The sequence below is a fragment of the Clostridium sp. CS1-1 genome, assembly GCF_056135525.1.
Window position 1 is genome coordinate 2582335 of record NZ_CM148680.1, and the last position, 24639, is coordinate 2606973.

Genomic DNA, 24639 nt, shown 5'->3' on the forward strand with positions numbered 1-24639 from the left:
CTCAAATTTTTACCGAGTAACTTGTCCTTAGTATAATCAGAAGCCTCCTTTCCATAGGGCTCTTATTTCACTATACTTTCTGGACTGTTTACTCCTATGAATATTGCTCATTAGTACCCTCGGAGGACGTTAACAATTTGTGAACACAGATTGTTTTGCTATCAATCTCATATAGGATAAAAATGCAATATAAAAAGAACTATAAGCAGATTAATGATTAAAACTCCACTTACAGTTCTTCATAATAGAGCACGCTATACTGGTAATTTTCTCTTCAAAAATATTCACTGATAACTATGAGATATTACTAAATAAATATTTTTACCACTAGTAGTTATACGAGTTATTTAGATACCGCAATAAATAATTGTTCACCAGCATTAAGCTCATCATTAGCTAGAAAATTGTCATTTAAAATTTTTTTGATACCTTCTTTAGGGATTGAGTTCGGAATAAATTTTTTTGCTATACTAAAAAGTGTATCTCCCTTTTTTATTGTATATATAACACCATTTAAAAAATACTTATCAGGTATTAATAATGTCATTCCTTCCTTTAAGCCGTCTGCTTCTGAAAGATTATTTGCCTTTAATATTGTTTTTACTGCCACATTGGTTGGACAAGATGATTCATACTTTTTACATATACTGTATAATGTATCTCCTTTTCTAACAATATATTTCTTCAATTCTTCACTATTCTGTGAACTCGAAAGGTTTGGGTTTGTATTAGAATTAATTTTCTGATTCTTATCTTCGTTAGACAATTCTCCACTATTCTTTGAAATTGCGACCTTTTGATTTGTATTTGAGCTGGTTTTCGAATTGTTACTTTCGTCAATAGACTTCTTATCTTTGTTAGTACATCCACAAATCGTACAAATGCATAACAACATAATTAATAAAACTTTTGTATATAACAACCTTTTCCTTTTTGTATACATGCCACCACTCCTTTATATTTATTAGTGATTATATCCATATCTATTAGAACTATTCGAAAGCTCTATCTTTAAATAGCAAATTCGCAATGCTCATTAGTATCCTCGGGGGACGTTAACAATTATAGTCTGTTAGAGTTCAACAAGAACATTATTCCTATTCTTTCTTATGATCCCAAAGTGTCTTACACCACTGGCACTTTCGTAAATGATTGTTTAGAACTTAGAAAGAGTTTTAACACAATTGGATTCCGTATATTTAATACAAAGTCTTTTCAAACTATGCTTTTGGAAATAGAAAAAATTATTAGACCTGGTGACTTTTTAATTCTAGATTTACAAAAAACTTCACAAAGTGATATGAAACTAAAACCTATAATTCATTTAATAAATAAATTAAAATCCTATATTGGATTTACTTCCATTATTATTAGATCGGCAATTAATCCAGATATTATATATAACAAAATGAATCATGGTAGCATTGTAACCAAGGCAGATAACTCTATATTGAAAGATTACTATAAGCTGGGATTTGATGCATTTGGTGACTATGTAGGTATCAGAAAAGATCCAACAATTTCAGGTGGTGGAAGCAGTATACCTAGCGCAGGATTTTTATACTATTCTTGGCATACAAATAGTTACATCGGTTTTAGGGGACGCCTTCCTAATTATAATGAATTTATTAACCATATTAAACCCAGTGTAATTAATTCCAGTTATTGGAGCCAATATAGTAATAAACACCACACTAATTGTCCCGGATGCACAGGAATAATTTCAAGTTTAAGTACTAATACTTGGGATTGGAAGAGATATGCTATACAGCACTATTTATTTACAATGGATGAGAACTTATAATGTTTTTAATTGTACGATTAGTTCTTCGTGCTTTGTGCTGTACACTAGTTGCCCTGGCTTACAATTAATGAATTCTTTCATAGCTTCTTTTCCATCAACAATTGCCTTAACAATTGCAACTTCATCAATAAATTCTTTGTCATCTTGTATATGTGATTCTACGATTTCAAATTTTACAAATTGTTCTGGATAAAGTTCTCTGACTTCTTCCCATTTCACTTTGAATCACCTCTTAATTTAAAATTCCGATCATTTTGTAATGTTATTATATCATAATCTATTTAATTACTATAGAGTTTCCCTTTACAGTAACCTCGAAAAATTGCATTATGCTGTCCAAGTATGGTAAACTTGTCTAGAAGAGAGGTGTTACATATGAAAAAATTAATAAAAGTTGTTGGAGCTGTTATAGAAAATGAAAATAATGAAATACTATGTGCTCTTCGTTCTCCAGTCATGTCCCTTCCAAACATGTGGGAATTCCCAGGCGGTAAAGTAGAAAAAGATGAAAATTTAAAAGAAGCTATAGAAAGAGAAATACAAGAAGAGTTAGACTGTAACATTGAGTTTTCTGGTGTTTTTAATGATAATACTCATGAATATGATACTTTTATAGTAAATTTAATTACTGTAAAGTGTAAATTAATATCTAGTACTCCTACAGCTAACGAGCACTCTAAACTGATATGGTTAAAAAGAGAAAATTTATTTTCTTTAAAATGGGCTCCTGCAGATATTCCTGCAGTTGAACAATTAGTATCAGAAAAGGTATAGCAAAAACCGCTATACCTTTTTTATCCGATGATTACCCGCTCTAATACTTCCATCGCACTCTGTGAAAGCGATTCGCACCAAATCAGAGATTTGGGCTCTCTGCTTTTCTTCAAAGTGGAAGTAAAGAGCGGCTACGTCCCTGGATTCGTTCAACTAAGAATCAGGTCGCCTGATTCAAGTTTCACTTTATAAACTCCGTATATAAACTTACAGGCATTACATTTTGCAACTTCATTTTTACTGTTATAGGCTTTTCTCCCGAATATTCTACTACATCTCCCTTTCCTATGTAGATATAAGGTTCTACAACTCCATCTATTTGCTTGTACTTTCTTACAAAAATATGCAGATTAATTCCTCTATCTTTATTAAATATGATATTTTTTCCTCTTTCAGAGCTTTGAGATGTACTATTAGGACTTTGCCACTGAAAATATTGTTTATCTAAAAATTTATCTTTGTAATTTATACTTTCTTTTATATTATCTTCTTTATGCAAATCCACAAATAAGAAATAATCATTTCCATTAGCCATTAATCCGCTGCCTCTAAAGGAGCTATGTGTTTTAGTATAATTTGATAGGAGCGCTGCATCTATCATCTGATATTGCTCATATAGTTTAAAGAATGGAGCTCCATAATACTTGCCTCCAAATTCCTTTTCATATCTTATAAGAGCATACTTTATGATATCTTCAACATATATTCTGTATTTTTTATTTTGCGTTATCTTTTTAAAATCCCATGTTGTACTTAAAACTCTATCCTTCAATTCAAAACATCGTACATTGTTTTTAATCTGCCCTGAATCATAATAGCTTCCATTCAAACAATTTAATGCATGGATAACACTTTCATCGTCTACATAATCAATGTATTTTAATATTTCATTTTTAGCTTTTTCTATATTTATTTCATCATTAACTAGTAAATATTTTAATATACTAAATTCATATATTCTTTTTATTGGTAGTTTTCCTGAAAGCTCCTTCAGTATTTTTAAAAATGTTTCATCTTGTAATAACTCTTTCAGTTCTTCATCCTTTTCCATATTGGCAACAAAGCCAATATAAGTTTTTTCCTTGTTTAAAAACTTTAGCGGATCTGGTGCACCGTCATATTTTGCATAATCCATCATTAAATAAGGCGTTTTTCCACCATTCATCTTTTTAAACTCAAAATATTCTTCTCTTAAGTATTTCATTGAGTTAAAGTTTTCTTCATTTAACTGCTCCAGTATTCTTTCCTGAGAAATTTTGTCCATTTGAATATTAGTACATCCAGGAATATTGGCAAATTGGGTTGCAACTGCTACTTTTAAACTATCCTTATCGTAATACCTTGCACCATTTAAAGCTATAGCAATTAAAAAGGCTTTATTGTGATTTCCTATAAAATCTAATACGGTTAAAAATGATTTATTCTCGTGTTTTCTTAAGCCCCTACCTAATTGTTGTATAAATACTATTGGAGAGTTCGTTGGTCTAAGCATTAAAACTAAATTAATAGATGGTATATCTACACCTTCATTAAAAATATCTACTGTAAATATAACCTCTAAATCATCTTCCTCAGACTCTAATCTTTTAATATAGTATTCCCTTTCTTCTGGGGAATTTTATCCTGTTAAATATACACTGCTTATTCCTCTTTTATTAAATTCTTCTGTCATATATGCAGCATGATCTACTCCTACACAAAAGCCAATACATTTTCTTTTTTCTCCATCATGACCATAAAAATTCATCCTTTCAATTACAAAATCTACTCTTTCATTAACCTTTAGCCTTTTAGATATTTCTGCTATGTCATCAACATTTATACCATTTAAATCTATGCTTTCAATATCTGTTATTCCAAAGTAGTGAAAAGGTATTACAAGGTTTAATTCCAGGGCTTCCCGTAATCTTACCTCTAGAGCTATATTGTTATTAAAAATATCAAATATGCTTTCACTATCACATCTTTCAGGAGTTGCAGTCATTCCTAAAAGAAATTTAGGTCTAAAATACTCCATAACTTTTTTATAAGATGGACTAGCTGCATGATGAGCTTCGTCTATAATAATATACTTAAACTCATCTCTATTAAATTCTTCAAGATGTATATTCAGCGATTGTATAGTCGCAAATAAATAATCAGCATCTATATCTTTGCTATTTCCAGTTAAAAGCCCTGTAGTCCTTTGCTTATTCTTTACTAGCTTTCTAAAAGTTTTTTCTGCACTTCTTAATATTTCTTCTCTATGTACTAAGAAAAGTATTTTTTTAGGCTTGTAGTTCATAACATCAAAGGCTGACATATATGTTTTACCTGTACCTGTAGCTGCTATAACTAATGCTTTATCTTCTCCTGAGTGTCTTAATCTATTTAAATTATCTATTGCTCTCTTTTGCATATGATTGGGTTTTATTAATTCATAATCACTAAAATCTAATTTTTTATTCTTTTCTACTTTTCTTATTTCGCTTATAAAACTGCTATAACTGTCTAAAAATTCTTCGTTAACAATGGTGGTACATTCCCATAAATTTAAATATTCCTCTAATACCTCTTTTACAAAAGTATGATCTTTCTTAGAAATAACTCTAACATTCCATTCAACATTACTCTTTAAAGCCCTTTGAGTTATATTTGAAGATCCAATAATTATCTTGTATTCATCTTTATTTTCAAAGATATAAGCTTTGGTGTGAAAGCCTATTTCTTTAGTAGCTATAAATATCTTTAAATCAATATTTCTGAATTTAGCAATTCGTTCTAATGCCTTAGGTTCAGTAAAGTTAAGGTATGTAGAAGTTACTATTTTCCCCTTAACTCCTTTTTCCTCTAGTTCCTTAAAACTATCTAGTAAAAGTTGAAGTCCACTGAAATTAATAAATGCAACACTAAAATAGAATTTTTCACATTCGCTTAGGCATCTTTTTAATTCATTTAGAAGATTTCCTTCTTCTGAGTTAACTATTAGTTTGTTATTTATTAAGAACTCTTTGATTTCTGCTTCTTTGGGTTGTATGTCTAATAATTCAATTTGCTTTTCATTTACAACATTTGATTCCTCAAGTATTGAATTCATAATTATGTTCTCCCTAGATTTTGTACTTAATTGTACTCTTAAGTTATATTACTAACTCTAAAGATAATGAAGAAAGCAAGACTTATGCTCGCTTGCTCCATTTCTGCTACTTAACAATTTTAAAATGCATGTATTCCTGTTATAGCTGTATCTGAATATTTACTTCCCTTGTAAACCTCTAAAATAGTAATTTTTATAAATGTTGTTGTTATCGCTTTGTCTAGCGAAATAATATTATTATTTTCATACCCATCTTTCAGTTCTTGAACAATACTGCTTCCATCTGAAAATTCAACTTTTATCTTTTTTACTCTATTATTTGCTTCAAATATTTCTTGTGATTTTTTGTATCCATTTGCTATTTCAATTCCCTTTATATTTTTAGCAGTATTACTTTTTAATAATATCGATGAATCAATTCCATCACCGTTTTTTAATATAAAAAAATCCATAAGCAGATTAATTAATAAAAAATCCCTTCCTTTGCTTTATTATTGGGAGCGACTTGTCTCATACTTGCTAGCCTCTATACCTTTGATTAAATTAGTTACAATACTGTTCAATAACTTTTTTCCATACAAGATACCCTTTACCATTACATGCATCCCACCAACAGTATATTCAGGTTTAATATTATGTAATTATTGTTTAATAATTCACTCCAATTACCTATATCAGTCAAACTATCTCCTAAAAATAGCTTTCTGCAACTATATTCAGTGGTACCTTTTTAGCAAATCATTCTTATTCAGCATATTATGATTAGAAACAATGTAGTTCATTGGAGGGAGCATATGATGAAAATGGAAGCACGCCAATATATACCTAGCTCTATAAGTGTTGATGATTTTTTTAAACTGCTAAATCAAGAACAGATTAAATATATTATATTAAGATGGTTTGATAAATTTCCAAAAATTAAAAAAGGAGAAGCTATTGATTTACTTGTCCATGATGATGATTTAGTTAACATTATTAAGTATGTTTCTCCCCATTGTGAAAATAATTCTATTGAATGTAATATTTATAGTATTAGTGGCATGACTGGAACTGATTACAATGGACTCCCTTATTATCCTAGTCACTGTGCACAAGAAATGCTTGATGAAAGAATTCTTTTCAATAATAAATATTTTGTGCCAACTCCTAAACATTATCTGCTAAGTATGGCCTATCATGTTGTTTATCATAAAGCAGAAAATTCAGGTTTGCCTCGAGGTATCAGAGACGAGGATAGTGAATTAGTCCACAATAATAAATATACAAAAGCGCTTCGCACTCTAATTAAGCGGTACGGCATAGATGTAAAATTGACCTGGGCTGATTTACAAAAGTTTTTGGATAAGAACAACTGGACTCCAGAATTGTCAGTACTAGAAAGGCTTTCTGAAAAGAGCAATTGGGTGAAAAATTTATATTATTTAAAGCTCCATGACCAGCAAAACACAGGTGAAATTATGGCATTTATCGTTAGAGAATGGGCTTATGAAAACAACTTGACTGATTGGATAATCAAGTGGTTAGAGAATCACGGCCTACACATACTAAATATTTATGAACTTGATAAAGATCGTAGGAAAAAGGCAACACGTAATTTACGAGGCGGCGACTGGGGATATACAGACTGGAAAGAATATGGAGGAAGCGGAAAGCCAGCTGTTTTAATTATAGCTTATGATTTCTATCCAATTCCTTTAAAAAAGAGGTATCAAAAGTATTATCCATATGTATCGAACGGAAATTTCCTTTTGAAAATAAAGCTGCGAAATGAACTGAATAAGAATCAGCCTCCAGAAATAGAAAGAAATATTATCCACTCAAGTGACAATACCTTAGATGCTTTGGAATTCATTAATACTTTATACCCAGAGGAAATTCCTAAAATTCTAAACGAAATTACTTTAGCTAAAGAAAAAAATGAAAAATTGAAATAAAAGAATACTTGACTAAATGACAATGGAATAAAATCGTAAAAACCCACGACACTCCTATCGTGGGTTCATTAGTCCACTATCTTCATTTAGCTTCTCACTTATCTTAACCTATTGTTAGTCTAACCCTAATACCTCTAACTATCTACTAATCTGTTTCCAGCTTGAATTAAGTTATCTCTTGTTGCAAGTTCTGTATATAATTTGTTAACCAATAAAAATAGCAAGCAGTAACTGGTAGTTCCTGTAATGGGGTCTGACCCCATTGTGAAAGACTTGTCTTGAGCTTTCTAAAATTCACCTTTTACCTATAATATCCACCAAATTTCGATTTATTTTTTCAAAAAACTTCATTTTTATCCTCCTATATTTAACACAGCCTACGTATATATTACTGGAGGTGTTACAAATGAATAAACTTTTTATTAAGTTTTTACCAATCATATCATCAGTATTTATACTAATCTTCCATGTATTGGGATATATTTCTACTTTATACTTACCAGATCATTCAATGTTGCTAATATGGGTATTAACAGGATGTATTGATATTATCTTTATACTCAAACTCGGAAAAATAACACAATCTTTTTATAAGTCTATGTATATAGATACCTTAACCCAATTGAAAAACAGAAACTTTTTTTATGACAGCGTATCTGACACAATGGAAAAACTGCAAAAAAAACATTCAAATCTTTCTCTATTAATAATAGATTTAGATAACTTTAAAAATATTAATGATACATATGGTCATATTGTAGGGGACGAAATTCTAAAACAAATTTCACATATTTTAAAAAATAATATTAGATCTACTGATATAGCCACTAGATGGGGTGGCGATGAATTTATTATAATTCTTCCTAAAGTTAATAGGAAAGACGCATTAAATATTGCAAATAGAATTAGAAGTGCCATACATACACATGATTTTTTCTATGATAATATCCTTTTTAAGGTTACTGCTAGCATAGGAATCACATCAATTAAAAATAAAATGGATATAAATTCTTTTATAGATTTTGCTGATAAAGCCTTATACAAAGCAAAGGCTAGTAAAAATTCAGTGGCATTTTTAGATGCCTGTGTTAACCTATAGTGTAGATTATCATTTTAAGCTACCTAAAACGCTTCTATAGCTTATCATATTAAAGACTCTCCTTAGGAGGACTATAAAAGAATCAACTTCCAGTGGTTATCATGACCTCAAAGGTTGCAATACAAACTGGAAGTTTGGAAACGCCAATAGTTTTGCGTGAAATTAATTAGATATGATTAAATTTATCTAGAAATTAGTACTGAGTATGTCCCAGTACTAATTTTTTATTTTTTTGGAATTACTAAATAATAAGATATTATAGCTATTATTTGTTATCATATTTTACCGGTTTCCATATAAACAGAGTTCTTAGTGGCTTTGCCACTTAGAAATCGTTATCCAGGGACGTAGCCGCTCTTTACTCCCCCTTGGAGAAAAGTGATTCATACCGTGCGGTGGAGTATTAGAGCGGGTAGTCATCGGATAAAAATAGACTTGCTAAAAAACAAGTCTTAGGACTATATTAATCTAATTATTATTTAATTGAATCCCATTATAAGGTCCATAATTTATTGTGCCTAAAATTTGCTTCCACATATTCTCCCTTTGAATAATGTCTTCGCGATCACAAAACTCAATTACAGAGAAAACAATCTCATTATAACCATTCTCAAGTACAAACAGGTTTAAGTGTTGAGCATCTCCATTAGAGCTTAGGTGCTTCATCCATCTACCAATTATTCCGTCTACACCATAAGCACTTCCAATATATCTGCTCTTACCATCTTTTGATCTCTGAATATATATTCCATTTTTACTTAATTTCTTCTTTAATTCGTTATCTTCTGAATCGTCTTCCCAAATGCTTATTATCTCTCTCCAAGTAAAAGTTTGTCCCATAACTTCATCTTGACTTGTATCAACATCTGGTAAGTCTAACCCCTCAAACTTAGAGGTTCTTGCTAAAGTACTGCTATTTTTACACTCGTTTATTATCTCATTGTTTAAGAGAATATTTTTTATTGCAATTGCCAGTTGTACGTAGTCGCTTGATTTATAATCAACTACATTTCTTATATTCCTTATCACACCAGTAACTGCAACTAATTTCTCTTTTAGGCTATAATTTATCTTCTTTGAATGATAAATTCTAAAATAGAAATCATCCTTGTTTCCCCACAATTCGAAAGCTCTTATTCTGTATATATTAGGTTTCACTCTGTAAGCTATATGAGGATTTTCTAAGCCTGTATTATCATCTTTAGTTTTTAATGAAAATAAATCAGTTAGTCCACTTCTTGATAGTATTTCTTCCAAAATGTCAAACATCCTGCACACCCCCCTTTTTATTTATATAACTATTATAATGTAAATATTATACAACATTTACCTATTTCCTACAAATAGCAGGTATACTAGGTTAAACTAGGGTTATCTGTTCTATCTCGCAAATAACCCTTTTATTCTAAAAAACTCCAACTCAATCGCCTCTGCCATAGCATTACCTCCAGCATCACTTGATTTTTCATTTATACCTAATGAGCTTAAAACCTCTTGTAGTTTACCTATCCTTTTATAAAGATCATTCCAGCCTCTTGCCTTTATTTCTATTAGTCCAGAACTTGATTGTTTAATTATTTGTTTTATCTCTTTAAAGGAGCATAGTTTCTTTAAAACTTCTACAGATTCCCGGTTTTTTAGCGTGGGAATCGTATTTTGCAAGGAAAAAGCTGTTGCACTAATTTCTTAGTGCAACAGCCCCTTTTGTTCTTCTAATTTTGTCTTTTAACTTTCAATATCCACTTTAATATATTCATTCTCTTTAGCAGATTCTTGAAGAAGGTTTATAATGGATTCTCCATAAATGCCTAAATTTTTTATTATAGCTGCTGAATTATATATGATGATTTTTTTAAAGGATGAATCTGTTGAGAGACAATCCCACAAAGCATCTAAATTTTCACCATAGTAATCAGGTAAAGATAACTTTTGTTTTAAATAGGCATGAGTTAAAGCTTTGTCTAGCATTTTATCTCCATTTAATCTAATTTCTTTCATATACTTGCCTCCTTAGTATAGCTTCTTGAAGGTTTTATAATGGTCATTAGTATAAAAAATGAGACCATCATTAGAATAAATTATTCTCTCTGCCCCACGATAGCCGCCTTTATAATTTATATCACATTCATAATATTTACGTCCATTTTCCTTCGGTAATAATCCTTCCATATTACCAAAACTATCTCCGCCAATAGACTTTTGTTTGGTTACTTGCCAAAGGTTTCCTTTTGAATTATCCCAACCTAACTTTTGGGCTTCTGCCTTTGTAATATAATTAGGTGGCAAGGTTTTAAATTCATGAATGTATGCTGCCACTTCGTCCTTAGTTGAATAACTTTGTCCCTTCTTTACTTGAACTTTACTAGTAACCTCTTTATTAGTTGATTGGTTCTTTGGGATTTGACTTACAGATGTTCCATCTTTTGAAGTAGATATATTTGTACTAGATGTCTCTGCTGGAGCTGGTGTTTTAGCAGCTTGACATCCTGTTAAGACAAATATAAATAAGATGGTGAACATTTTTATCAACCAATTGTTCCATTTATTATTTTTATGCATATATATTTCTCCTCTAGTTTATTTTATTATGCTATTATAACATTTTTTCTTACTGGTTATAGTATTTCTTCTCGTTTTTTAGTTGTTATATTATAATCAAATTTACTTTCACATCTTATTTTTATTTATAATGTTTAATATATTCCTATTATTAGTAATAACCCTTGGAATCTTAATTTGATTTTTGGATATTCCTCTATTAAATAAAGATTCCTTTATTTAATTAAAGGTATTTGTTGATAAAAGTATTACTTTTACCATACCTAATCTCTTATTATTCCTAGCTCTATCATATGCTAAATTTGAATTTCTAAGTTTACTATCCAATGTTTCTTCTAATTGTAATTTGAAAAGTTATGAATGAAAAATCACATAAGTTTCAATCCTCATGTGATTTTTTATCCCTTTACTATTTTTAAGAATTCTTAGCAGAATTAGCCAAATTATTCATACTTAACGAATGTCAAAAACATTAGCTAAATAAATATTCCAAGTCTACAGTAAATTCTTCTAAAAAAGCAGATTTTATAATTCCCTTGCCTACTTTTATATCTGCCTGCTCATATAAACCTTCATTATTTAGCAAATATACTGTAACTGCATCTTTCATTGGATTAACTATCCAATATTCCTCAACTCCATATTTCATATATAAGTTTAACTTAGTAATTAAATCATGAGCTTGATTAGAAGGACTTAATATCTCTATTATTAATGAAGGCACACCTATGTATTTAGTATCTGTAAATCCATCTGAATTACAGATAACACTTAAATCTGGAATTACTAAATTTCTACCTTCAACTCCTTCTTTTCTTAGTTCTATATCGTAAGGTGCCTGAAACACTTCGCAGGTTTTGCCTTCTAAGAAAATCATCAGCTTAGTGTTAAGTCTACCAGAAATCCTTTGATGTTTTGTAGATGGTGATGGTGCCATATAAATCATCCCATCAATATATTCCATCCTATCATCACTTTTCTCTTTAATTTTTATATATTCTTCAAACAAAACATGTGTATTAATAGGTAAAGCCATAAGACAACACTCCTTGCTTCTATTATTGAATCCTATTAATTTTCATTATAGCAAATATAAAAGCTTACTGTAACTCCTATTATGTATATTTTATTAGTACCTTCGTATCATTTAAAAAACTTCAAGTCAACCGCCTCTGCCATTGCCTTACCTCCAGCATCACTTGGATGAAGATGATCTCCACTATCATACTGCGGTAACAACCTTGAAGGATTACTAGGATCAAAGGTAGCTTTATCAAAATCAATTACTCCATCAAACTTTCCGCTAGTTCTAATCCAATTGTTAACCTCTCTCCGCTTAGCATCAAGCTCATCACTGTATACCATATACCCCTCAAAAGGCATAATAGTTCCTCCGTATATTTTTACATTATGTTTATGTGCTAACTGTATGTATTTTTCAAGCCCCTCAATTATTTGATCCTTACTTACAGTCTCAGAAGCTGGAGCTGGTCCTCCTGGTCCTGTATGCATAATGTCGTTAACTCCTTCTAGAACAATTACGTACTTAACTCCCTGATGATCTGTGATTGCTTTCTCAAATCTTGAAATTCCTGATGGTCCAAACAATCCCTTAAGTTTACTTTCACTGTCATGTAAAATTCTGTTGCCACCAATTGCTTCTCTGATTACAGATAGATTTTTTATGTTAGCCTCATTCAATCTTTTAGCAAGATGGTCTGGCCATGAAAAAGTAGTTATTGAATCTCCAAAAGCAATAATTGATCCGTTTTTTTCAGAAGTGGTTACTTCTATTGATGTGAAAAAGGGAGATACTTTTGGAACTCCATTTGTACCTATAGGTTTAAAATCTTTTTTCGTATCAACAGATTCTACGAAATTTCCCTTCTGTGAAAAATAAGATTCTACACCTCCACAAGCACCAGTTATGTTTTTAGTTTCATTTGGTAGATAGATGCTTACAGCTATCTTATCTAACTCTTTTATATCAAACTCAAAAGGATCACTCCATACAACAGCCCCTGTTTCAATTGCTATATTCGATTTACCATTAAAAGTAAGTAACCTTTTTGAACTGTTATTTATAATCCCCTCTGAATTGACTACAGCAAAACTGGCAGCACCAATGTTCAAGGCTTCAGTTCCAAGTTCATTAGAAACTTTTATTCGCTCCTTTGAGCCTCCGAAGGTTGATGTTACAATTGTACGTATAGTTTGATCTTTATAGTTCAACTTAAATAGTGTGAAATCTGTCGCACTTCCATTCCACACACTAATCCAATGTGTTTCTGTAACAGTCTTATTGCAGCCAGTGGAAAAGCTTATAATCACAAAAATAAGGAATATTAAAAAGATTGATGCTCCTGATTTTTTATTCATTTTACTCCCCTAACATTTATGTTTTATTAAGTACTACCAGTATTTATATATTACGCCTTTCTATGTCAAATTACATACTTTTACAAAAACAATGCTATTCTTTTATAGTTATCATAAAATTTATAAAAGTCATCTGTGTATTCTGAAACTCTGTTAAGGAGTATGACGATTCACTAGGTTTCTTAAATCAAATGTTTCGATTGGTTCTGGCCCTCTTAATATTTTTCTTTTTATATGAAGATCACCAGGTGGATTATATCTGATCCTCCATTCAACCAACATTATTTTTCCATCTACTATTTCAATACCTTGTATTCCACTTGCTCGAACGCATGATCCGTCATTGAAGTAAGGCAATTCATTGACTTTAGGAAAATGCGGTCTATGCGTATGTCCACAGATAATCATAATTTTGTTTGTTTTAATCCAACCACTATAAATACGTTCAATTTTATGAATCTTTTCAGCACTTTTTACAGGGCTTGCAGGATTTATAAACCCTATTGAATGAAGATACCTCCAGAAATACCTTACTGTAAGCATATTGAAGCGCCATAATTTGTCATTCATTCTATCTCCTTGATGACCATGAACAGTTAGTATTTCCTGTCCTGTATTTTTATGTTTAAACACTACTGCCTCATGTATCGTAATCCCAGGGAATAATTCTATTTCTTCTTGGTTATAATCATCGTAGAATCTATAATAATTCTTTTCTACAAAATCTCTATTTTTTAAGCATATATTGTGATTGCCATATAACATAATCAATCTATCGGAATCAAAGAACTTTTTTAATTGATCATACACCTCATCATGTGCTAGTCTTAACTCTTTAAAATTAGAGTGTTCCCAAAGTTCATCTCCATCTCCAACCTCCACATAAGTATATCCATTATTAAAATAGAATTCTAATGCAAATAAAAAGATATTTTGATTTTTTGCAAATTCATCAGATGGTGTACTATCTCCTCTATGACAGTCACTGAAAAATATAAATTTAGAGTTATTATCAAAGTATTCAATTTTGGCATTATTGTAAGCTTCCGTTAATCTCTTTTCTGCTAACTTCTTTTCTGAAATCATAGCACACCTCTTTAGACCTAAAAATTAACTTTCGTATTATATAGTTAATCTACCCTTTTAAATAAGAATATATTTAAAGTAATATTTTAAAATTATGTAGTAATTTACAGTCGCCTATCTCCGGAGTCAAAATGAATCTTTTTATATTTCAATGGTATTGTCAATTATTGCAGCGGTGGAATCATTTTTACGGGGTAAGAAGTTTGTACCTATTCATTATAGATAAATCAACTGCATACTTGACTTATACATAGGGATATATTAGTGATTCTGAAGCACATTTAAATACTTTTTCATGAGTCTTAGCGAAGGATTTGAGAAAAGTTTAGAAGATTTGATTGTCTGAGCGTAAGCGAGTTATCAAATCTTCTTAGCTTTTCTCGAATTCGAGCTTTAGACGAATTAAAAGTATTTATGGTGCTGAAGAATTGCTAATATATCCCGGGGTGTAAGTCTAGCTTTGTGTTGATTTATCTATAGTTGAATGAATTGCGATATACGCAAAGTTAAAGAGTTAAGGACTGCCTTAACTCTTTTTACAAATTATATGTGAAATTTACCCCCTGGAGTCTTGAAAATATTAGCTTTGGAGCTAATAAAAATCACCACCACTTTTTCTTTTTAAAGTAAGTAAGCATTAAGGCTGCGATGGAAATCATGATTACCCATAATACTGGATACATCCATGGCCAATTATATTCTGGCATGCTTTTGAGATTCATTCCGTATAAACCAACAATAAATGATAACGGAATAAAAACAGTAGATATAATTGTTAAAACCTTCATTACTTCATTCATTTTGTTACTTACACTAGAAAGATACGTGTCGAGCATACTAGACAGTATATCTCTTAAAGTTTCAGTTGTATCCATTACTTGAATTACATGGTCATATAAATCCCTTATGTATATATTGATAGATTCTTTAATCAATGGTGTTTCACTTCGTGTTAATTGATTGACTACCTCCCGCAAGGGCCATACAGATTTATGCAGATATAACATTTGTCTTTTCAATTTATGAATGGTTTTCAATGTATCCTTGGAAGGATTTGATACTAACTCATCTTCTGTATCCTCGATCTTTTCACTTAATTCTTCTAGTACAACAAAGTAATTATCCACAATTGCATCAAGTAAAGTATAAATCAAGTAGTCTGAACCCATTTTTCTGAAGCGTCCTACTCCTTTTCTAATTCTTTCACGTATTGTATCATATATTTTTGATTTTCTTTCACTAAAGGTGAGTACATAGTTTTCACCCAGTATTAAACTTTCTTGTTCAATGATAAACTTGCCTAATTTATTATCAAAGAATAACATTTTTGCAACGATATAAGTATATCTATCATAATTCTCTAGCTTTGGACGCTGTTCAGTATTTAGAATATCTTCCATTACCAAGGAGTGAATATCAAAATGTCTTCCAATCTTTTCAATTGTGTTGATATCATGAATACCTTCTACGTTAATCCAATATATAGCAGACTTTTCTAAGCGCAGCTTACTTATATCATTTAAATCAATTGCTTTTTCCTCAAAGCAATCTTCAGTATAATTAACCAATCTTATGTGAACTGTTTCACTCTTTTTTTCTCCAATATGTACTAGACTTCCTGGAGGCAATCCAGATTTTATTGAACGTTTTTTCATTAATATCCTCTCCAAAACATTTTTCCTTAATGTAATTCAAATGAAAAGTTTAAATTACATAATAATCTTTTATTATAGAATATTACACAATTTATTACTAGACAGTATTTTACAATTATCTATAATAATATAATATTAGGATAGATGAGTTATACTGCTATTGTAGTTGATGCCTGTAAGTTTTGAAAAGTTATGAATAAAAAAATCACATAAGTTTCTACGCCCATGTGATTTATTATTACTTTGTTATTTTTATAGTTTTTAATCAAGTAATTCCGCTTCTTTAGGCTCAATTGCTGTCTCTGCCCCATCGTCTTTACTTGATTCCTTTCTTAAAATGTCTAATGTATGTCCACTTGCTCCGAGCAAATCCGGTCTTTCACAGGTGGAAAAATGATACTTAAGAAAAATTTCAAATGTATCTTCATCCATATCATTTATAACTTGTCTCATATAATTAGCTGGTCCATCCGCTGCAATTATTTTTATCCTCTGCAGTTCTGCCTCCTCATTTAATTTATTAATATCTTCAATTCTTACATAATCATATAAATCCTTTGGTTCCGATATAACATGAAAATCATCAGTAAGTTTCCCATTATCAATACACTCACGAATATTATTTTCCTTAAAGCCATAGGTTAATATACTATATTCATTCATACAATATGCTATTAAGATAACACCGCCAGGCTTGGTTACCCTTTTTGCCTCTTGAAGCACTTTTACTTTATCCTCAAATGTATATAAATGATACATTGGTCCAAACACCAAGGTCATGTCAAAAGTGTTTTCTGAAAATCTTGATAAATCTAATGCCGTTCCCTGATATGCTTTTACTGTGCTTCCTTTTGACTTTAAAATACCTAGATTGTGCTTCACAAGTTCAACTGCCGTAACATCATATCCTTCATTTGCTAATTCTACAGAATATCTGCCTGTCCCTGCACCAACATCTAAGATTTTTGCGTTCTTATTATTTTCTAAATACTTATGAATATACTTCATAGAAGTGAGATATTCAACTTGTCCATATTTTCTTGTTAATCTTTTATCCTCACAAAACTTATTATAGTATTTCTCCAATTCCATTGTCATATTTTTATCTTCCTCTTCTGTTATATTTTAAAAATTATTGAATACTAAAAGCTTTCTTTGTACAGTCCAACAGTATTATACCATATACTTCGGTTAAAATCTAAGGCAAGTGTTCGCTTCGTTCCCATTATTTAAGGGATTTTTATAGGAAGTATAGAATTAGTAAGAACTTCTATAATATTGCTAACAAAAATCAGATATACCAAAATTGTATTAATAGAATTTTTTTAAATTCACCAATTTTTGTAAAAGCCCATATCATAATATATGAATATTAATTATTTGGAGAGAAATATATGCAAATATTTTATACAGTTCGCTTAGGCGACACGCTTTATAATATAGCTAGGCGCTGGAATATCCCCTTGATTTCTCTTATAAACGCAAATAACCTTACAGTCCCATATACTATTTATATAGGCCAGCAGTTATCAATGCCTCCGGGTGTAACTACTTATGTTGTAAAACCTGGCGACTCCCTATTCCTTATATCCCAAATATATGGTTTGCCTATGAGTATAATATCACAGGCAAATGGCATTGACCCACCATATATCCTGATACCAGGTCAAGTTTTAATTATTCCTCAAGGAGTACCTTATTACATTGTGCGACCTGGGGATACCCTATATAATATTGCTGCAAGATATAATGTTACTCTAAAGGGGCAACCAAGGTATGACCTTATTTTAAATGCAAACCCGGGACTTACAACTTTCTTAATGCCAGGAATGACAATTGCTATTCCCTATCCACCTCCTGGAGGCACAGGAAGTTTAGCTGTAATATTAAACGACGAGCTTCAATCCTATTTGGGACTTTATGAACCTAATACTGGAAAGCTCAGTACTTTGCCAGTAAGTGAAGCAGGCCAAATGTCCCGCATATTTTGGTCTCCTGACCAAAATAAGATTGCTTATGTAGGAGATACAGGCATTATTTCTATCATAGACGTTATAACAATGAGAGTTTCAAAAATTGATCAGATTCCTGTACCAGGATTTATTGATTGGTCACCAGATAGTAAAAGAGTTGTTTATTCTAAAGACAGTGATATCAAAATATATAGTGTTTTAGATAATACTGAACAAACTATAAATCGTCAAGGAACCTCCTATGTTCAATGGTTGCCAAATGGTACTGAATTTTTATATGAAGCAAAGGATGAATCAAATATAAGTCAGCTTTACAAAAACAATATAAATGGAACCAATGAGAGAAAAATCACAAATAATACAGAAGGAAATTACAACCATGTAAGACTATCTCCAGATGGCAAGTTTGTTTTATATACCACACCTGGTGCTAGCATATCGGAAATTTATACAATAGAACTTGCCACAGGGAATGTATACAAAATACCTGGAGGCCCTGAAGCAAAAAACTACAATCCAACCTGGTCTCCAGACTCTACTAAAATAGCTTATAGTTCAACTCAATTTACAAATGGAAAATACTATTCATTAATCAGATTTTCTGGAGCAAAAGGTGAAGATGATTCTACCATTGCCATTTCCAGCTGTTATTCTACACCATTAACCTGGTCTCCTGACAGTAGAAAAGTTGTCTACTTGTCAGTTTGCAGAGAAGAATACTCTCCTGTTGAAGTTTGGAGCATAGATATAACAAAGCGGGTTCCTATCAATGTGTTAAGTGGATTTGGCTTCTACAGCCTTGATTGGTCACCTGTAAGATAATAATACTGTTACTGGGGTTGATTAACCATTTTCTTTCACTGTCTAAAGAGTTAAAAATTGTTAATCGCCCCCTTATTTTCTTAGTGAATTAAATCCTTTGGGTAGCTTTTACTTCTATTATTTTTTCCTTAATTGTAAATCGAAATGCGACTCTTCCGATACCAATTAGGTTGTATTAATAATAATAAATATTTATCCGCTAGGTGGTTGCATCTTAGCTTACAAAAGATTGGTTAATTACCAGTCTTTTTGTTTGCTAATTAGTTTTGGTTTATATATCCTATGATTGTTGACGGCAGAACAGAGGATATATATGTCTAAATTTTTTACTTATGAAGAAAGACTTGAATTGCAAAAATACTTAAAAGAGAGTCTTTCCTTTAAAGAAATTAGCCGCAGGCTGGGAAAAAATCCAACCACCATTTCCAGAGAAGTCCGAAAGTATAGTTCCCAAATTGCTACAGGTTACTCTGGATTTCCATTCAATGCTTGTAAGAATCGCATTAACTGTAGAAATAAAAACGTCTGTGGTAAAGAATGCACCAGAAAATCGGCTATCTACTGTAAGCTTTGTACTTCTTGTAATTCAAACTGTCTAGAATTTATTGAAGAAGTTTGCACTGCCAGTTTCAGAGTTCCTTATGTTTGTAACGGTTGTGGAAGCATTTGTAAATGTACACTTTTAAAAAATCTGTATGATGCAGAGCATGCCCACATCAAGGCACATGAATCTATATCACAATCACGAAGTGGCTTGTGTATATCTGAAGATGAAATCGCCAGATTGAATAAGATTATTTCGCCACTTGTTCAAAATGGCCAGTCTGTAAATCAGATTTACATTAATCATCAGGACGAACTTATGTGTAGTGAAAAGACGATTTATAATTACATCGATGCGTGTCTTTTTGATGTTAGGAACATTGATCTTCCAAGAAAAGTCAAGTTCCGTGAGCGTTATAAGAAGCCTGAATTCAAAGTAGATAAAGGCTGTCGCATTGGTCGAAATTATGAAGCTTTTTGTGCGTTTATTGAAAAGACCCCTGATACTGCAGTGGTACAAATGGATTCTGTGATTGGTAGCAAAGGTGGTAAATGCCTCTTGACCATTCACTTCGTGGATTGTAGTTTAATGTTGGCATTCTTAAGAGATGCAAACACCTCAAAGTCTGTAACTGACATTTTTGATCAGCTTGATAAAGGACTGACAAAAGACACTTTCAGTAGACTTTTTCCTGTTATCCTCACGGATAATGGGAGTGAGTTCTCAAATCCTAAAGCAATAGAATATCGGGAATCTGCACCATTTTGTCGTACTAATATATTTTACTGTGATGCAGGTAGCCCTTATCAAAAAGGAGCTATTGAAGTAAATCATGAACTAATACGAAGAGTACTTCCGAAAGGAACAAGTTTTAATAACCTTACCCAGGAAGATATCAACCTAATGATGAATCATATTAATTCATACAAAAGAAAAAAGCTGAATAATCGCAGTCCATACGAAACATTCAGCTTTTATCACGGAGAAGAGGTTTTGCATAAACTTGGATGCGCACCGGTTGCCGCCAGTGACATCATGTTAAAGTCTACTCTTCTAAAAAAATAATAAAAATACGTGCCGCCAACCACTAATCTATCAAGAAATTAAGGGGTGGATTTTCCGATTACAAAAAAATCGAGAGGGAGTCGATCTCCATTTAGCATGCTTATTTTTAATATAATACTTCAATAAATGTGAAAAACCAAACTGCATTTTGATTACAAAAGTTGCATCTCGTTTACAAAACATGCATTTCGAATACAAAAGTGGCGTTTCGTTTACAAATATTTACCTGTCAGTTACAAAGATTGCTTTTCAATTTACAAAGTGGCATCTTGTGTTACTATTGAGTTCTAAAATTAAAAGCATATAATAATAACAATAATAATATAAGGAGAAACGATATAAATTTATTGTAATACGATAAATAATATGTTAAAATCATTTTATCATCAAATTAGTGAGGTGCTTTAAATGAATGTTAAACAAGGTTCAACCACTTTCTTAAAGGTAATTATTTTTCTGATTGGAATTGCGGTACTTGCTTTGTGTATCTTTTGGTTACCTGTGATAGCCATTAATGATGCAAAAACACATCCAGGTGACTACTCGCTATATCCCTTTTTAGGATATGCGTATGGATGCTGTATTGCGTTTTCTGTTGCATTGTATCAAGTATTTAAACTATTAACCTATATCGAAAGAAATAATGCTCCCTCAGAGTTATCACTTAAATCTTTGAATGTTATAAAGAAATGTGGTTTAACAATCATCATCTTCTTCGTGTTAGGGATAGTAACCTTAAAGGTAATTGCTAAAGTCACAGGGGATGATCCAGCGGGTCCTATAGCATTAAGTCTAATAGGTATTTTAGCAACAAGTATCATCACAGTTATTGTGGACGTGCTTGAAAAACTATTAAAAAATCTTCTAGATACAAAACCAGAAAATAATTAACGTTTTGATAAAATTCAATTAGTGAGGTTCTTTTTATGAAACAAGTTACGACACACTTTTTAAAGCTAGCTGTTATTTTTATAGGAATCCTGATATGTCAATTATTATTAATATTGATGTGATGTTAGCAAAACGAAAAATGAGCGTAACGGAGCTTTCGGAGAGGGTTGGAATTACTATGGCGAATCTTTTCATTCTGAAAAATAGGAAAGCAAAAGCGGTTCGTTTTTCAACATTAGAAGCGATATGTAATACTTTGGATTGTCAGCCAGGTGATATTTTGGAGTACAAAAGCGACGAAGACACTCAATAAAAACAGACAACAAATTTATTTAACTCGCGGGAGTGGATAGGGAATTTAAGGGATAGCCATTAAGCTGTCCCTTCTTTACGTTTATTGATGTTAAAATCCTAGTGCTTAACATTATCCTTTATCAATTTCATAAAGATTTCAGGAGTAACTACTCTTACTTTAGGGTTTTGTTCTAACTTTCTTACAACTTCTTCTACATTACTAACACTTTTACTCCAAACATGAACATAAACAAAGGTATAAGCCTCGGGATTAGTAACATCTGTTTGTCCTGAGCTCACTCTATCATTAATTCTCTTTACTAATTCATCTTCATTTTGAATGCCGCTCCAAAGCAAATCTCTACAGGAAACTAAAGGTTTATTATTAGACCATAAAATTTTCCCATGATAGTTATCGTGCCTGTGGTAGTCAAGATAAAATAATCCTTGGATATTTGATTTTTCAGTAAACTTATCCCAAAGGTCAATATTATTAAAAGCTGAATCGTCTATAATTGCTGCATACTTTTCCTGCGCTTTTTCCATATAATCATTTAATGTATTAATATATGTGTTTAATTTATTACCGTTAAATTTACTTGGATACATATATCCATTTCCGGAAGGTGACACAATTTAAATTTAGGTCCTTTTTATCTTCTAGGACTTTTAAATTTGTAGTCTTTCGGAAGTTTTTGGGTAGTATGTCGTTGTAATTTATCGCATCTAATACAAGATTTACAGTGCTACCACTAGAATCTTCAGCTAGAACACCGTTATTTAATCCTAGTAAAGATGAGATAACGGTTAGTATCAGTGTTAACAAAATAGACCGTACTATTTTCGGTTTTTTATGCAATTTAATCCCTTCTTCCCTATAAAGTAATAATTAAGTTTTCTTAATTTAGTATAAGGTAACAAAATTATTTCTATACGGATTAACTTTCAGGTATTATTTTTAAGAAGCAATATACCAGATTAATATAATCAATTATCTTCATATAAGGCTCCACGTCTTTAAGTTTTATGTAATAAAGAATATTTCATTAATTTAATGTAAAAGATATACTTGATAAAAAACATTAAAGGAGATTGTTAATATGAATATAGAACGCGCAAATGAAATCGTTTCATCACCAGATATGGCTAATGTAACTTATGATGGAGCACCAATTTACCTCCAAAGCGTAAACGAAGACAAAAAAATGGCTTATGTATATCCTCTTAACCAACCTTATAAACTACAAGAGGTGCCTTTAGATTCTCTAGTAGAATACTAAAAAATAAGGCAATTATTTTTTTGCAAAAATAATTGCCTTATTTTAATCCTTAAGCATGCTCTTCCTAGTTTAGATTCATAACCTTAAAAATAACATCACTATCATTGGAAGGACTTACTTCATTAAATAATGTTTCATCCTGAATTTAAAGCTATCTAAATTAATTCAACGGTACTACATTTTCATAATTCACCTTAAATGCTTCTCCATCCTTCTTTATTATATGACCTGAAGCATAAGGCTTCCCATCAATTGTAATACACACTTTATCTACGTTATAATAGTTTCCTAAGGTGTCCGTAACAGAAGTTAGAATTGCCAGTTCTTTATAAGTGCCTCCATTCGTTTCAGAAGCAAATTCTTTTGAGAAATCAACATAAACCTTACTTTCAGCCTCATTTAAATAGAGCTCATTTATCTTGCTATTTGCAGTCATTAAAGGTGATGTAGATGAATTTGGAGCTTTCTTAAAGTTTTCTTCAAAAAACGCTTTCGTTTCATTATTAGTTTTAAAGTTTAGAGCTATTTTCTTTTCTCCGATTTTTCCATTTTGAGCAATAGGATAATAGAACTTAACAGTCTGTGTAACAGTTAAATCTTTATCCAATTTCTCTAAAGTAGTTGTAACAACTAATCCGCTCGATTGAAAAACAGTTTGTATTAGTCCAACTCCTAATCCATAATAATCTCTTGTAGTGGAGTCTTTTCCTTTTGTAGTGACTTCTATGGATTTAAACTTTCCTGCTGGAGTAGTTATAAGAACTCCAACATCTGTTATAGTTCTTTTGCTTCCATCAGCTAAAGTCCATGTGTTCCCTTTTACAATTGGCTCTTTAATTAAAATATCATTTATATTTGACTTTTCCTTTGTCAAGTCGTCTCTATAGTAAAATTCTCCCCTTGAGTATAGAGTTTTTAGCTCTCCATTTTTATTTTCAATTACCTGCCCTACTGTGGTTCCTCCAGTTATAATTCGCAACTGAATTTTGTTATCCCTTATATAATCAACATATACATCCTTTGATGCATATTCGTTTCCCGATCCAGCATATTTCATTCTGATGTTTTCCTTCATTGGAAAAAAATCATTTATTGTATATTGTTTTGATTCACTTACTGTTTTATTTTGGGTATCTACAGCTTTTGATTCTGTTGCTTGATTCGACGATTTATTGCATGCTGTTAATGTAGCTATAAATAAAGATACCATGATTACTATAAGCTTTTTCATAACATCACCTCACATAACATTTTATATATTATATAATATGTTATGTTTTTAGTAAACCATCTACACTATACTCTGAACTCCGGCCCCCATATACAGCCAATCTTTGACTAAATATAATTTCAAGCATATAATTACTATGTAAAGAAGACAATTCCACATAACTTAATTCCTAC

24 protein-coding genes and 3 pseudogenes are annotated in these 24639 nt (G+C 31.2%); 9 read left to right on the plus strand and 18 right to left on the minus strand.

The window, feature by feature from the left end; translation table 11 throughout:
* Positions 1-343: 343 nt before the first annotated feature.
* Positions 344-943: a LysM peptidoglycan-binding domain-containing protein gene (locus AC0N0V_RS12190; RefSeq protein ID WP_474458146.1), complete on the minus strand. Its 600-nt coding sequence runs from the start codon at positions 941-943 to the stop codon at positions 344-346.
* A gap of 177 nt (positions 944-1120) precedes the next feature.
* On the opposite strand from AC0N0V_RS12190, the gene AC0N0V_RS12195 reads away from it, so the two are divergent.
* Entirely contained in the window at positions 1121-1804 is a 684-nt protein-coding gene (locus AC0N0V_RS12195) for a hypothetical protein (RefSeq protein ID WP_474458147.1), read from the plus strand.
* Here AC0N0V_RS12195 and AC0N0V_RS12200 read toward each other — a convergent pair.
* The gene (locus tag AC0N0V_RS12200) at positions 1799-2023 is read right to left on the minus strand and encodes a hypothetical protein (RefSeq protein ID WP_474458149.1); all 225 of its coding nucleotides are present in this window, start codon (positions 2021-2023) and stop codon (positions 1799-1801) included. The two genes, AC0N0V_RS12195 and AC0N0V_RS12200, sit on opposite strands and share 6 nt — an antisense overlap.
* 156 nt (positions 2024-2179) lie before the next feature.
* On the opposite strand from AC0N0V_RS12200, the gene AC0N0V_RS12205 reads away from it, so the two are divergent.
* Positions 2180-2578: a (deoxy)nucleoside triphosphate pyrophosphohydrolase gene (locus AC0N0V_RS12205; RefSeq protein WP_474458151.1), complete on the plus strand. Its 399-nt coding sequence runs from the start codon at positions 2180-2182 to the stop codon at positions 2576-2578.
* 181 nt (positions 2579-2759) lie between these two features.
* Here AC0N0V_RS12205 and AC0N0V_RS12210 read toward each other — a convergent pair whose 3' ends face one another.
* The 4 genes and pseudogenes from AC0N0V_RS12210 to AC0N0V_RS12225 all read right to left on the minus strand — a co-directional run bounded on the left by AC0N0V_RS12210 (position 2760) and on the right by AC0N0V_RS12225 (position 6106).
* On the minus strand, positions 2760-3842 hold the full coding sequence (locus AC0N0V_RS12210; protein WP_474464521.1) for a DUF3427 domain-containing protein: 1083 nt from the start codon (positions 3840-3842) through the stop codon (positions 2760-2762).
* Between the two features lie 177 nt (positions 3843-4019).
* Positions 4020-4181 (minus strand): annotated as a pseudogene (locus AC0N0V_RS12215) (helicase-related protein); the annotation flags it as partial.
* Positions 4182-4196: 15 nt separating this feature from the next.
* On the minus strand, positions 4197-5654 hold the full coding sequence (locus AC0N0V_RS12220; protein WP_474458153.1) for a DEAD/DEAH box helicase: 1458 nt from the start codon (positions 5652-5654) through the stop codon (positions 4197-4199).
* 119 nt (positions 5655-5773) lie between these two features.
* Positions 5774-6106, minus strand: coding sequence for an NADase-type glycan-binding domain-containing protein (locus AC0N0V_RS12225; RefSeq protein WP_474458154.1), 333 nt, complete (start codon positions 6104-6106; stop codon positions 5774-5776).
* A 342-nt stretch (positions 6107-6448) separates the two neighbouring features.
* On the opposite strand from AC0N0V_RS12225, the gene AC0N0V_RS12230 reads away from it, so the two are divergent.
* Together AC0N0V_RS12230 and AC0N0V_RS12235 are read left to right on the plus strand one after the other, a co-directional pair.
* Positions 6449-7588: a hypothetical protein gene (locus tag AC0N0V_RS12230; protein ID WP_474458155.1), complete on the plus strand. Its 1140-nt coding sequence runs from the start codon at positions 6449-6451 to the stop codon at positions 7586-7588.
* Positions 7589-7994: 406 nt separating this feature from the next.
* Positions 7995-8687 (plus strand): GGDEF domain-containing protein, encoded by a 693-nt coding sequence (locus tag AC0N0V_RS12235; protein WP_474458156.1) that lies wholly within the window; start codon positions 7995-7997, stop codon positions 8685-8687.
* Positions 8688-9155: 468 nt separating this feature from the next.
* Here the strand turns inward: AC0N0V_RS12235 and AC0N0V_RS12240 are convergent, their stop codons facing one another.
* The 10 genes and pseudogenes from AC0N0V_RS12240 to AC0N0V_RS12285 all read right to left on the minus strand — a co-directional run.
* Complete coding sequence (locus AC0N0V_RS12240; protein ID WP_474458157.1) at positions 9156-9956, minus strand: GIY-YIG nuclease family protein; 801 nt, start codon at positions 9954-9956, stop codon at positions 9156-9158.
* Positions 9957-10067: 111 nt separating this feature from the next.
* Positions 10068-10349, minus strand: coding sequence for a hypothetical protein (locus AC0N0V_RS12245; RefSeq protein WP_474458158.1), 282 nt, complete (start codon positions 10347-10349; stop codon positions 10068-10070).
* Positions 10350-10412: 63 nt separating this feature from the next.
* The gene (locus tag AC0N0V_RS12250) at positions 10413-10685 is read right to left on the minus strand and encodes a barstar family protein (RefSeq protein WP_474458159.1); all 273 of its coding nucleotides are present in this window, start codon (positions 10683-10685) and stop codon (positions 10413-10415) included.
* Between the two features lie 12 nt (positions 10686-10697).
* Positions 10698-11246, minus strand: a complete 549-nt coding sequence (locus AC0N0V_RS12255) for a ribonuclease domain-containing protein (RefSeq protein ID WP_474458161.1) — start codon at positions 11244-11246, stop codon at positions 10698-10700.
* A 219-nt stretch (positions 11247-11465) separates the two neighbouring features.
* Complete coding sequence (locus tag AC0N0V_RS12260) at positions 11466-11573, minus strand: hypothetical protein (RefSeq protein ID WP_474458163.1); 108 nt, start codon at positions 11571-11573, stop codon at positions 11466-11468.
* Between the two features lie 145 nt (positions 11574-11718).
* On the minus strand, positions 11719-12282 hold the full coding sequence (locus AC0N0V_RS12265) for a Uma2 family endonuclease (RefSeq protein WP_474458164.1): 564 nt from the start codon (positions 12280-12282) through the stop codon (positions 11719-11721).
* Between the two features lie 107 nt (positions 12283-12389).
* Positions 12390-13625, minus strand: a complete 1236-nt coding sequence (locus tag AC0N0V_RS12270) for an SGNH/GDSL hydrolase family protein (protein WP_474458166.1) — start codon at positions 13623-13625, stop codon at positions 12390-12392.
* A gap of 153 nt (positions 13626-13778) precedes the next feature.
* On the minus strand, positions 13779-14711 hold the full coding sequence (locus AC0N0V_RS12275) for a metallophosphoesterase (protein WP_474458168.1): 933 nt from the start codon (positions 14709-14711) through the stop codon (positions 13779-13781).
* 602 nt (positions 14712-15313) lie between these two features.
* Positions 15314-16366, minus strand: a complete 1053-nt coding sequence (gene corA / locus AC0N0V_RS12280; protein WP_474458170.1) for a magnesium/cobalt transporter CorA — start codon at positions 16364-16366, stop codon at positions 15314-15316.
* A gap of 324 nt (positions 16367-16690) precedes the next feature.
* Positions 16691-17464 (minus strand): annotated as a pseudogene (locus tag AC0N0V_RS12285) (class I SAM-dependent methyltransferase); the annotation flags it as partial.
* A 296-nt stretch (positions 17465-17760) separates the two neighbouring features.
* On the opposite strand from AC0N0V_RS12285, the gene AC0N0V_RS12290 reads away from it, so the two are divergent.
* The 4 genes from AC0N0V_RS12290 (at position 17761) to AC0N0V_RS12305 (ending at position 21974) form a co-directional block, all read left to right on the plus strand.
* Positions 17761-19161, plus strand: a complete 1401-nt coding sequence (locus AC0N0V_RS12290) for a LysM peptidoglycan-binding domain-containing protein (RefSeq protein ID WP_474458172.1) — start codon at positions 17761-17763, stop codon at positions 19159-19161.
* Positions 19162-19474: 313 nt separating this feature from the next.
* Complete coding sequence (locus AC0N0V_RS12295; RefSeq protein ID WP_474458173.1) at positions 19475-20770, plus strand: IS30 family transposase; 1296 nt, start codon at positions 19475-19477, stop codon at positions 20768-20770.
* Between the two features lie 408 nt (positions 20771-21178).
* On the plus strand, positions 21179-21661 hold the full coding sequence (locus AC0N0V_RS12300) for a DUF2975 domain-containing protein (protein WP_474458175.1): 483 nt from the start codon (positions 21179-21181) through the stop codon (positions 21659-21661).
* Between the two features lie 94 nt (positions 21662-21755).
* Complete coding sequence (locus AC0N0V_RS12305; protein ID WP_474458177.1) at positions 21756-21974, plus strand: helix-turn-helix domain-containing protein; 219 nt, start codon at positions 21756-21758, stop codon at positions 21972-21974.
* Positions 21975-22072: 98 nt separating this feature from the next.
* On the opposite strand, the pseudogene AC0N0V_RS12310 reads toward AC0N0V_RS12305, so the two are convergent.
* Positions 22073-22591: pseudogene (locus tag AC0N0V_RS12310) on the minus strand (GxGYxYP domain-containing protein); the annotation flags it as partial.
* Positions 22592-23055: 464 nt separating this feature from the next.
* Here AC0N0V_RS12310 and AC0N0V_RS12315 point away from each other — a divergent pair.
* Complete coding sequence (locus tag AC0N0V_RS12315; protein WP_474458179.1) at positions 23056-23235, plus strand: H-type small acid-soluble spore protein; 180 nt, start codon at positions 23056-23058, stop codon at positions 23233-23235.
* Positions 23236-23395: 160 nt separating this feature from the next.
* Here the strand turns inward: AC0N0V_RS12315 and AC0N0V_RS12320 are convergent, their stop codons facing one another.
* Positions 23396-24466 (minus strand): GerMN domain-containing protein, encoded by a 1071-nt coding sequence (locus tag AC0N0V_RS12320; protein WP_474458181.1) that lies wholly within the window; start codon positions 24464-24466, stop codon positions 23396-23398.
* Positions 24467-24639 lie beyond the last annotated feature (173 nt).